This is a genomic window from Candidatus Cloacimonadaceae bacterium, from assembly GCA_030693415.1.
Classification (GTDB): Bacteria; Cloacimonadota; Cloacimonadia; order Cloacimonadales; family Cloacimonadaceae; genus JAUYAR01.
In genome coordinates this window covers 1-10,127 of sequence record JAUYAR010000002.1, presented here as the reverse complement: position 1 = coordinate 10,127, position 10,127 = coordinate 1, and the positions used below count along the sequence as shown (strand labels likewise).

Below are 10,127 nucleotides of genomic sequence, written 5' to 3'. Positions count from 1 at the left end.
CAAAATTTCATTAAACTTCATTGTTTTGATCACCAAAACCTGCAAATCGGGCACTATTATGTCCAAGTGGTTGACACTATACTCAGCGTAAAATCAAGATCAAAAATCCGTAATGATATACGCAATACACCGATATGGATTCATAAGGCAGAATTTATAACATTGGAAGTGTATCTGTTTTGGCATTTGCAGATTTCAGTGACCCTAATTGCAGATTTCACTGACTCTTTTCAGTAGCTATTCATTGTAACGTATAACCTCGCACGCAGGAGCAAACTTCTTGACAAAAAAACGGGATTGAATCAAACTGAAAAGCGAGGAGTAATTATGAAATATGTTTATCTCTGTTTGAGTGCGCTCTTCCTTTTAGGCGGTTGCGCGGTGATGGATCTCAGCACGCAGGATACCGCGATCCCGCTTTATCCGGATAAGGTAGAAGTCTCTGCATATTTTGGAGCGGGTGTGGATCTGGACACCGCAGTCCGCACAGGAGGAGAGGACGATCCCCAAGACGAAAACAAGGTGAGCATCGATGGGAACTATGGATGCAAACTTTCCCTGGGCATGACGCCCCGTGTTGATCTCAGTGGAATTTTCTTTCTGGCAGCGAAAAGCCATGGCTTCAAATATGGTTGCAAGATGCTCCTCTACAGGGAAGGTGAGCACTATCTGGCGGCGATACCGATGCTCACCAGCGTAAGAGGCAAGTATGAAAGATTGAATGCATTTGAAAATACTTACGCAGTGTATCGAGCAAATGGAGGAGAAGCTCAATTGCTTTATACCTACCGTGCCGGTAAGGTGGTTAGTTTCACGGGGGCTTGCCGCGTGAACTATAGCAGCTTTTCCAAGTTTTACAACGGCGTTAATTATGGTCCCTATGCAGTCATCCACGGCGGTATCCGTGGAAATGCCAGATTCAACCTGTATGCTTTTCACTTGACTCCGGAACTTGGGCTGGAATACATCCCAATCGTTAATGGCGGCAGTGCCTTGAAACATCTATTCAGTCTGGGTATAGGGGCTCGATTATAAGCCGGAAAACATAACCTCGTCTATATTATTCTGTCCAGCACGGGAAGCATTTCTGCCATGAAGTCCTGATATCGGTCATTGATGATCGCGGCTCTTGCCATCTGCATCAATTCCTGATAGAAATAGAGGCTGTGGATGGTGGTGAGACGCATGCCGAGAATCTCGTTCATGCTGATGAGATGCCGGATGTAGGCACGGGAAAAGTGTTGGCAGGTATAGCAGCCGCAGAGCGGATCGATGGGTGCAAAGTCGTCCTTGAAGCGTGCCGCCTTGATGATCATCTTTCCATAGCGGGTGAAGATGCTGCCCTTGCGTGCGTTGCGGGTGGGCATCACGCAATCAAACATATCCACCCCGTTGCCGACGTTCTGCAAAAGGTCTGCCGGAGTTCCGACGCCCATCAGATAGCGGGGTTTGTCCTGAGGCAGGATGTCGTTTAGAAAAGCCGTCGTTCTCAACAAATCCTCTTTTCCTTCTCCCACTGCGAGTCCGCCGATTGAATAACCCGGAAAATCCATGTCCATGAGGGCGAGTGCGGATTGCTCGCGCAGGTCTTCATAGACGCCACCCTGAACGATGCCAAAGAGAGCTTGACGAGCCTGGTTGGTGAAAGCTTTCTTGCCCCGTTCCGCCCATTGGAGGGTGGTTTTGAGAGATTTTGCCACATATTCACGGGTGGTGGGGAAAGGGGGGCATTCATCAAAACTCATGATGATATCAGCGCCGAGGGCTTCCTGGATGCCAATCACGCTTTCCGGAGTGAATAAATGACGGCTGCCGTCGATGTGGCTCTGAAAGGTCACCCCTTCTTTGGATATCTTGCGCAGCGCGGAGAGGCTCATCACCTGGAAACCACCACTGTCCGTGAGCATGGGATGTTCCCAGGAGATAAACTTGTGCAAACCGCCGGCGGCGCGGATAAGTTCGTGCCCGGGACGCAAATAGAGGTGATAGGTGTTTCCCAAAATGATCTGCGCGTTGCTGACCTCGAGTTCGTGAGGGCTCATCGCCTTCACCGTTCCGAGAGTGCCGACCGGCATGAAAACGGGAGTCTTGATATCTCCGTGATCGGTGCTGATCGAAGCGGCGCGCGCTTTTCCGCTTCTGTGTTCCAAATTAAATTCAAACATCAATCATCCTATGGCATTCTGCCCGCAAAGAAACGCATCAGCAGGCTCGAAATATCCGAATAGAAGGCAAAAACCATCAAAAGCAGCAGCAGTGTGAGACCCACTCTTTGCAGGAGCGCCTGGATTTTCACTGGAACCGGTCTGCCGCTAACGCCTTCAATCAGGCAAAACATGATGTGTCCGCCGTCAAGAATGGGGATCGGCAACAGATTCATGATCATCAGGATCAGGCTGATGCTGGCAAAGAAGATTAACAGATAGCCAAAGCCCTTGTTTCCAACCTGTTGGGACATCGAGGCAAGCATCACCGGTCCGCCGACGCTGCTGCCAAATTGTTTGGGATTAAGGATCAGTTTGTAAAGCCCGGCATAGTTCAAAGCGATGAAACCGAAAGTGGAACTGATACCGTTCTTAACTGCCTGGGGCGGAGTGAATTGATGGACGCTTTTCACCGGTTGGAACTGGGATATGCCGATCATCTTCTGTTCGCCTAAGGCAGGGTTTTCACTCAGCTTCATGCCGCGCGAGAGAATCTGTTCCCCACGTCGGAGCTTCAGTTCGACAGTGTCGCGCGGGGAACTGACAATCAGTTCCCGCATCGAATACCAATTGTCAACCTCGACCGAATCCACCGCCAAAACTACGTCGCCAACCCTCAAGCCAGCTTTCCATGCCGGCATTGCTGAAAACACTTCTCCGATCCGGGTGCTGACCAATGGCAACAAGCTAACATAAAGAGAATCGAGATCGGCAGGCTGGACCGCAAAGCTCCTCAGCTCCGAATCCCGCTGTAGGGTTATCTTGTTCTGCTGTTCTTTGGACAAAGCGCCCAAAAAGTCATACCACCCGTTGACCGGCTTGTCATTGACGCTGACGATGCTATCCCCCGGTGTAAAAACGCCATTCCAGATCCCCCGTGCCTCGTGAACGACCGGATAGTGATCCTCCACCGTGAGCGGCAACATATAGGAAACAATGAAGATAAGCAACCCGAAAACGAGATTTGCAAAGGGTCCGCTGAAAGCGATCAATCCGCGCTTCCACCACACTTTTTTGGTGAAGGAAAGCGCTTCGTCGGCATCCGTGTCCTCTGGATCTTCACCCTTCATTTTCACGTATCCGCCCAAGGGAATCCAAGCGATGCGATAGTCGATCCCCTTTCTGGTAAAAGAGAAAATTGGCTTGCCAAATCCGATGGAAAACTTCTCGATGCCCACACCCAAAGCGCGAGCCATCAGGAAGTGCCCAAGCTCGTGGACGGTTATCAGTATGCCGAGAGCGATGATGGTTATTAGTAGGTTAATCATGATTCTCGTGGAAAGGTGGAAAGGTGGAAGGGTGGAAAGGTGTGCCCGTAGCGCAGCATGCCACTGCTGCGAAGGTGGAAGGCTGGAAAGTGTATATTGGCGCGGAATGGGTGTGCAACACTCACTATCTTTCTTCCAAACCCGATAATCCCCTGAATCTTATATGTCATATTTCTTATATCGGTATTCGCATCCCAACTCGTCTTAGGCGCAGCTTCACCTTTCCACCTTTCCACCTTTCCACCCTTCCACCAAAAAAACTTATCCATAATCATTTTCCCCTACTTTCATCCAACTTACTATTAATAGCAGCGATAAGATTTATCAGCATCTTGCGAATGCGCTTAACCTTTTCGGTAATGGAGTCGGTGTTGCATATATATACTAACCGACGTGAAATTTCAGTCTGCGTTTCCAGTTCCGAAAGTGAGGCATTAGCAACAAACAAAAACTGGATAAACTCCTTCGAATTCTTTCTACTTGAGCCTTCCGCAATATTCGATGGAATTGAGATAGCACATCTTCGCATTTGGGAACATAGACCATACAACTCATGCTTTGGAAATGCATCGGTCGCTTTGTAAATGTCCACAACCAGATCCATGCTGAGTTGATAGACGTTTAGCTCTTTATAGGATTCCATTTTTGCTCCTTATCGGTGATGGGTGGAAAGGTGGAGCAACACTCATTATCTTTCTTCCAAACCCGATAATCCCCTGAATCTTATATGTCATATTTCTTTTATCGGTATTCGCCTCCCAACTCGTCTTAGGCGCAGCTTCACCTTTCCTCCTTTCCACCATTCCACCTTTCCACCAAAAAAACTTATCCACCTTTCCACCCTTCCACCAAAACATATTATCTCTTCCCCGCCAACGTAATCGCAATATAAGACGCGACATCGGTTGAATATGTCCCCGTGCCAAAGCCCGCGTCATAGCCAAGCTCTATCGCCAGTTCGTGCGATATCCTCGGTCCTCCGCAGATAAAGAGCATTTTGTCTCGCACTTGTTCGGTCTCGGCGAGTTCGATGAGGCGGGTGAGGTTTTTGATGTGGATATTCTTTTGAGTGACCACTTGTGAGACGAGGATGACGTCCGCTTTTTCCAATCTGGCGCGCTGCAAAAGGTCTTCACAAAATACCTGGGCGCCCATGTTGATGGCGTTGAAACCGTGATAGCGTTCCAAACCATAGCGGTGATTATAGCCCTTCATATTCATGATGGCGTCGATTCCCACTGTATGGGCGTCGCTTTCGATGCAGGCTCCGACTACGGTGATTTGTCTGCCGAGATGATTCTGAATATACTCGTCCGTGCTTTCCATGTCCATGACCGAAGTTTCCACGACCGTCACTTTGATCTTGGAAATATCTACGGAAGAGGAGGTTACGGCATAGGCGATGAAGTGCGTGAAACCTTCGCGCAGGTCTCTTATACCGCAGATCTCAATGTCATCGAAACCGATATCCTTGAGCAGCAATCTTGCCGCTTCTTTGCCAATGGCATCCCCAGAGACCGGCAGGCTGAAAGAAAGCTGCATCTTGCCGTCATTTGAGGTGTCTCCATAGGGGCGGATGACCGTCTTTTTGCTCATAGTCCAAGCTCCGCTTTCATTTGTTCAAGGAAAGGGTTGAAATAACCTTCGTCCTTGCGGAAAACTCCGTCCAGACCTTTTCCGCCGTTTTCAGGGCGTTTGATCTCGGCGAATTCGCCTTTTGCCATTGCGTTCAGCAAGCCTTCATCGGCAACTCTTTCGAGGAAGAGCGTGGCTTCTTCAAGGACTTCGTTTGCCCGGGCATTGATAAAGCTGTCTGGCTCGAGGCGGAGATTGGCATTTAATCCCTTGACCGCCTTGAAGATGTACTGTGCGTTCTCGATCGCCAGAGACCGGTCTGCCAGATGCGGAGTGTGGATCGCCTCCGTCATCATTCCCAAAAGCTGAACTCCCTGATCGGTGAGCCCGCCGATAAAGTTGAACATGGCATCCAGCAGGTGCGTCTTGAAGATGTTGCCGCCGGCAAACTTGGTGGGCGGCATATATTTGACCGGCGAATCGGGAAAGAGTTCTTTGGTGAGCAGCGCGTGCGCAAGCTCATAGACAAAGCTGTTTTCCATCTCGGGATCGATCTCATAGGCATGCCCCAGCCCCATTTTGTCCGGTTTGATCCCGCTGATCAGGGCAAACTGTTCATTGATGAGCTGCGAGGCGGTGACGGTATATGCCTTCTCGATGGCGTCCGAGGTAGTGAGATAATTATCCTCGCCGGTCTGGATCTCGATGCCGGCATAGGCGTTGATCATGCGGGAAAAGTATTGATCCAGCAAGGTTCTTTGGGGATTGATGTCGCGGAAGAGAATGCCATACATGGCGTCGTTGAGCATCAAATCGAGCCTCTCGATCGCGCCCATGACTGCGATTTCCGGCATGCACAGCCCGGAGGCATAGTTCGTCAAACTGATATAGCGCTTTTCTCTTTCCGAAACTTCGTCCAACGCCGCCCGCATGATACGAAAGTTTTCCTGCGTGGCATAGGTTCCGCCAAAGCCGACGGTCGTCGCGCCATAGGGTACATAGTCCAAAAGCGACTGGGCGGTGGAACGGATCACGGCTATGATATCGGCGCCTTCAAAAGCCGCGGCACGTGCCTGGACGACGTCTTCATGGATGTTTCCGGTGGCGACGATCACGTAGATTGCGGGTTTGCGCCGGGAACCATAGCGGGAATAGGTTTCCTCGCGATATTTTTTCTGCCGGGATATATGCTTCAACATAGTCGTGGTGGATTCTTGCAGGATTCCGAAGATTTCGTCATTGGAAACCATCGGCAGAGCGCTCAGATCGAGTTCTCCGCGTCCAACCGCATCCGCCACTTGCTGAGCACTGAGTTTTCTCTGCAGCATGGCATTGGCGATGCGGATCGCGGCACCTTTTTCCAATGCCCGGTGAGATACCAGATGATCGGTCAAAACGTTTGGCATAGGCTTGCCGTCTTTGAGAGCACCGTCGATACCCATCATGCGGATAACCGTGCGTTCGATGGAGCGCGAGCTGTAATCCTCAAAGAGCCAGCCAAAGGATGCGGCGATTTTCTTTGCCGCTGTCCGGGCGCGTATCGGCAGTTGAGGTTTCAGATCCAGCTTGAGCATTTATCCTCCAAATCCTTATTAGTGCTTATTTTAAGGCGATGTTTTGGGATGCCGCGATCTCGTCAAGGGAAATATGCCTTTCGCTGAGCAGGTGACTGTAAAGGCTCACTTAATCTTGCAAATTAGCTCACCATTCTTGCACAAAGCAATACACTTTAAAAGGGTATGGCAATAAAATGATATTTCGCGTCCTCGCCACCGAAGTTCTGTCCTATACCCAATACCGGCATGACGGCGGCGCCGAATGCGTTGATCACCGGCAGCAACCCCGCACCAATAGACTCGCTCAGGTTATCAAAGGATACCTTCAGCGCTTCCAGTTTTCCCGCACCCGTCTCCATATACTCCGCAGCCTGTCCGCCGAATTGCACGCCCAGCTCTGCCAGGATTACCCGCTGAGCCTCCGCTGCGTCTCAGTGCGGACAAACCCTCCACGGGGTCTTCCAAAGCTTTGCCCACCTGCAGAGCCGCTCCCTGCAGATCTACACCCAGAGCACGGCTCATGTTCAATACCTGTAGCTGCGCTTCCTTGAATACCTCGCCGGATATGCTTTTGAAGGTTAATAGCGGTGTCGTCACCTTGCTCATCAAATCGTCCGCGTCGATGGCATACAGATGCTCAAATTCCCCAGCCAATGCCCCCAGCTCAAGCGCCGTATATCCTGCTGCTCCGCCGGTACTCCTCACCGCTGCCGTCACCCGCGCCATTGCCTTTTCCGCCTCGACCTGCTGCTGGATCATCCCGCCAAATACTCGCGTAATGTCATTGTATATATCCATCACACCACGGTAAACCAGAGAAAACTGGCTCAACGTCTGCTTATGCGCTCCCCACCATTGGCTGATCTTGCCCACGCTTGTCTCAGCCTTGTTATCCATCTGTTCTATTTCACCTTCAGCTTGCTTTACTGCGTCGCTAAAAGGCTTACCGTCAGCATTCAAAACCAGCGGTTTGGCAACCTGGCTCGCCAGTTTGTCCAGCTCTGCCGTCAGGTTGCTCGTTACCTTGGGACTCTCCTGCCCCATAGTTTTCAGCGTTGCCTGATACATGCTGAAAGCTGCCGTCAGGCTCTGCTGGAAAGCAGATAGGTCAAGGGTCAATGTCAGGTTTGCATTTGCCATCGTTTACCTTACTTTATCTTCAGAGGTTATAAATGGGTACTTTCATAGCTTTACTGGTGCTGTATCTGCTCTGGCGTGGTGAACGCAGAGCGCTGAAGAGAGCACGCTTACAGGATTCTCTCAGGTCAAAGACCAACCCTCTCGATGCGGACAAATCACACATTGTCACTCTTGCTCGCATCATCATTCGGGATAATAGCCCCTGGTAGCTCATCGGCTCTCTTTCTCCATCTCTTCGTTCCACCATTTGATATACCACATCGCGTCATCCAATTCCAAATCGTCCCTGCCCCATAAACTCAAACATGTGTAGCTGATCCGCAAAAAAGGATTCTCAGCCCGTCGCTTAAACCGCGTAGCTGCTTTTCCACTGCCGCCGCTTATCCCCGGGCAAGCGCCGAGACGCCCCCGATACCGGTAAAAAAATCAGCTAACACCTGGTTCACCACAGCATACGGCACCTCGTCCCGTGGCGCTTTGATCCCTTTCCCATCCAGCATTTGGGGACGCCAAAGATGTGTTCTACAATTGCTTTTCGCCTCCTCAACAAAGCTTTTTCCCGCGGCCTATGCATCTTTTCACGGTAGCTTTCCACCCAGCTTTCATCAGTGTAGCGTGTGATGGATCTGCCATCCTTACTCCTGCTGCATTTTGATCTATGTGCACCAGCATTACAAACCGATCTTTTGCATTGGTGCACGTATGCAAATCGCCCCTTACGCTGTTGAATCCCACCTCTGAGCTGAAGTTTTTGGCCAATTGGACAGTAGTAGCAGTCATTCTCTTTGTCATATTTAAACGCCCATTTATTAAAGCCATTGTTGCTTGCTCCTTCTTCCTTGACCATCACCAAAGCCTCAGTTTTGCCCTCAGATTCAATTGTCTGCAGAGCCGCCACATTATCATACCCATTATCCGCAACTATGATTTGAGGTTCAATGTCCAAGCTTTCTTTCAAATCATCAAGGGCGGGAATCATTTCCTGAAGGTCATTTGCCGCCTGCCGGACATTGGCAGTGGCAATGAGCTTGAATAGAGCATCAACAATAATCTGAAGGTTATAACCACTAAAACTTTCTTTGCGTCCACTCATCATGCGTGAATCAGGATCTGTGGGGTTTACTTTCTTGCGATTTGTCTGTGAGGCCTGGCTCTGCAACTCTTGAAGCCTTTCTTGTTTGGCTTGAAGTTCTTTGATCTTCGCAGCTATTAGCTCCGCATTGTTGAGACCATTGGTATTCAAATCATCTAGCTCGTCTTTAAGATCGTTATGTTGGAGGAGTCCAAAATACCTTTCAATCTCACCTGCCAGGTCTTCCAGGTTGGCTGTCAACTCATCAAAACTAAGCTCTTTTGCTCCAGCGTTCGCTTTAAGCTTGGTACCATCAATAGCCATAAGTTCTCCTGTTATCAGACCTCGGTTGCTAAGCATAAACCTGAATTTAAGAGAGAGCTCTTTGATGGCATCAGCATTGTCTTTGCGAAAGTCAGCAATGGTCTTGAAGTCTGGACTAAGACTATTGATCAGCCAATTTAGCTCTATGTTTCTTTTGCACTCTGTTTCCAATCTCCGGCTGGAAGCAATCCTGTTCATGTATCCATACACAAACAGTTTTAACATGTACATGGGATGATATGCCGGACGCCCATCTTCCCCCTTTGCATTACGGAATCAATACGGACTCATTACGGACTAAGTCCGTATTGACTCCGTAATGCTAAGGAGGTAGCGCAGCATGCCGATGCTGCGGAGGGGGCTGCAAGGAGTTAGCCTGCAATGAGTTATATCTTGAGATGGGGAAGAGCCGATTCCCCACAGCTTAACAAACCATAGCCGAATCGGAGTTCGGCATCCATAATCTCATGAAACGCCGCCTCATGGAACGCCGACGTCCCCGTCGGCGATAGTAGCGATGAACATGACACATTTGCCAATCTATAAACCATCTACAAATCTATCAACCCATCTACAAATCTGTAACCGATCCTGACGCGTATGAACCGACGAGGACGTCGGTAATTCCATATCATGAAACGCCGCCTCATGGAACGCCGACGTCCCCGTCGGCGATAGTAGCGATGAACATGACACATTTGCCAATCTATAAACCATCTACAAATCTGTAACCGATCCTGACGCGTATGAACCGACGGGGACGTCGGTAATTCCATATCATGAAACGCCGCCTCATGGAACGCCGACGTCCCCGTCGGCGATAGTAGCGATGAACATGACACATTTGCCAATCTATAAACCATCTACAAATCTGTCAAACCATCTACAAATCTATCAAACCATCTACAAATCTGTCAAACCATCTACAAATCTATCAACCCATCTACAAATCTGTAACCTATCCTGACGCGTATGAACCGACGAGGAC

The 10,127-nt window shown here is 49.7% G+C and carries 10 protein-coding genes and 1 pseudogene; 2 read left to right on the top strand and 9 right to left on the bottom strand.

Annotated elements, in window-relative coordinates; genetic code table 11:
- The first annotated feature begins 327 nt into the window (after positions 1-327).
- Positions 328-1,035: a hypothetical protein gene (locus Q8M98_00100; protein ID MDP3113152.1), complete on the top strand. Its 708-nt coding sequence runs from the start codon at positions 328-330 to the stop codon at positions 1,033-1,035.
- A gap of 20 nt (positions 1,036-1,055) precedes the next feature.
- On the opposite strand, the gene tgt is transcribed toward Q8M98_00100, so the two are convergent.
- The 8 genes from tgt to Q8M98_00060 all read right to left on the bottom strand — a co-directional run bounded on the left by tgt (position 1,056) and on the right by Q8M98_00060 (position 7,743).
- The gene (gene tgt, locus Q8M98_00095; GenBank protein ID MDP3113151.1) at positions 1,056-2,165 is read right to left on the bottom strand and encodes a tRNA guanosine(34) transglycosylase Tgt; all 1,110 of its coding nucleotides are present in this window, start codon (positions 2,163-2,165) and stop codon (positions 1,056-1,058) included.
- Positions 2,166-2,173: 8 nt separating this feature from the next.
- Complete coding sequence (rseP, locus tag Q8M98_00090) at positions 2,174-3,472, bottom strand: RIP metalloprotease RseP (protein ID MDP3113150.1); 1,299 nt, start codon at positions 3,470-3,472, stop codon at positions 2,174-2,176.
- A 271-nt stretch (positions 3,473-3,743) separates the two neighbouring features.
- The gene (locus Q8M98_00085) at positions 3,744-4,115 is read right to left on the bottom strand and encodes a four helix bundle protein (protein MDP3113149.1); all 372 of its coding nucleotides are present in this window, start codon (positions 4,113-4,115) and stop codon (positions 3,744-3,746) included.
- Positions 4,102-4,329, bottom strand: a complete 228-nt coding sequence (locus tag Q8M98_00080; GenBank protein MDP3113148.1) for a hypothetical protein — start codon at positions 4,327-4,329, stop codon at positions 4,102-4,104. The genes Q8M98_00085 and Q8M98_00080 overlap by 14 nt, the downstream gene beginning before the upstream one ends.
- Before the next feature lies 1 nt (position 4,330).
- Positions 4,331-5,068: an OAM dimerization domain-containing protein gene (locus Q8M98_00075; protein ID MDP3113147.1), complete on the bottom strand. Its 738-nt coding sequence runs from the start codon at positions 5,066-5,068 to the stop codon at positions 4,331-4,333.
- Positions 5,065-6,621: a lysine 5,6-aminomutase subunit alpha gene (locus tag Q8M98_00070; protein MDP3113146.1), complete on the bottom strand. Its 1,557-nt coding sequence runs from the start codon at positions 6,619-6,621 to the stop codon at positions 5,065-5,067. The genes Q8M98_00075 and Q8M98_00070 overlap by 4 nt, the downstream gene beginning before the upstream one ends.
- 155 nt (positions 6,622-6,776) lie before the next feature.
- On the bottom strand, positions 6,777-6,962 hold the full coding sequence (locus tag Q8M98_00065; protein ID MDP3113145.1) for a hypothetical protein: 186 nt from the start codon (positions 6,960-6,962) through the stop codon (positions 6,777-6,779).
- Positions 6,916-7,743, bottom strand: a complete 828-nt coding sequence (locus tag Q8M98_00060) for a hypothetical protein (GenBank protein MDP3113144.1) — start codon at positions 7,741-7,743, stop codon at positions 6,916-6,918. The genes Q8M98_00065 and Q8M98_00060 overlap by 47 nt, the downstream gene beginning before the upstream one ends.
- Positions 7,744-7,775: 32 nt before the next feature.
- Here Q8M98_00060 and Q8M98_00055 point away from each other — a divergent pair, with 32 nt between their 5' ends.
- The gene (locus tag Q8M98_00055; GenBank protein ID MDP3113143.1) at positions 7,776-7,952 is read left to right on the top strand and encodes a hypothetical protein; all 177 of its coding nucleotides are present in this window, start codon (positions 7,776-7,778) and stop codon (positions 7,950-7,952) included.
- Positions 7,953-8,185: 233 nt separating this feature from the next.
- Here Q8M98_00055 and Q8M98_00050 read toward each other — a convergent pair.
- Positions 8,186-9,388: pseudogene (locus Q8M98_00050) on the bottom strand (IS1182 family transposase).
- Positions 9,389-10,127: the final 739 nt, after the last annotated feature.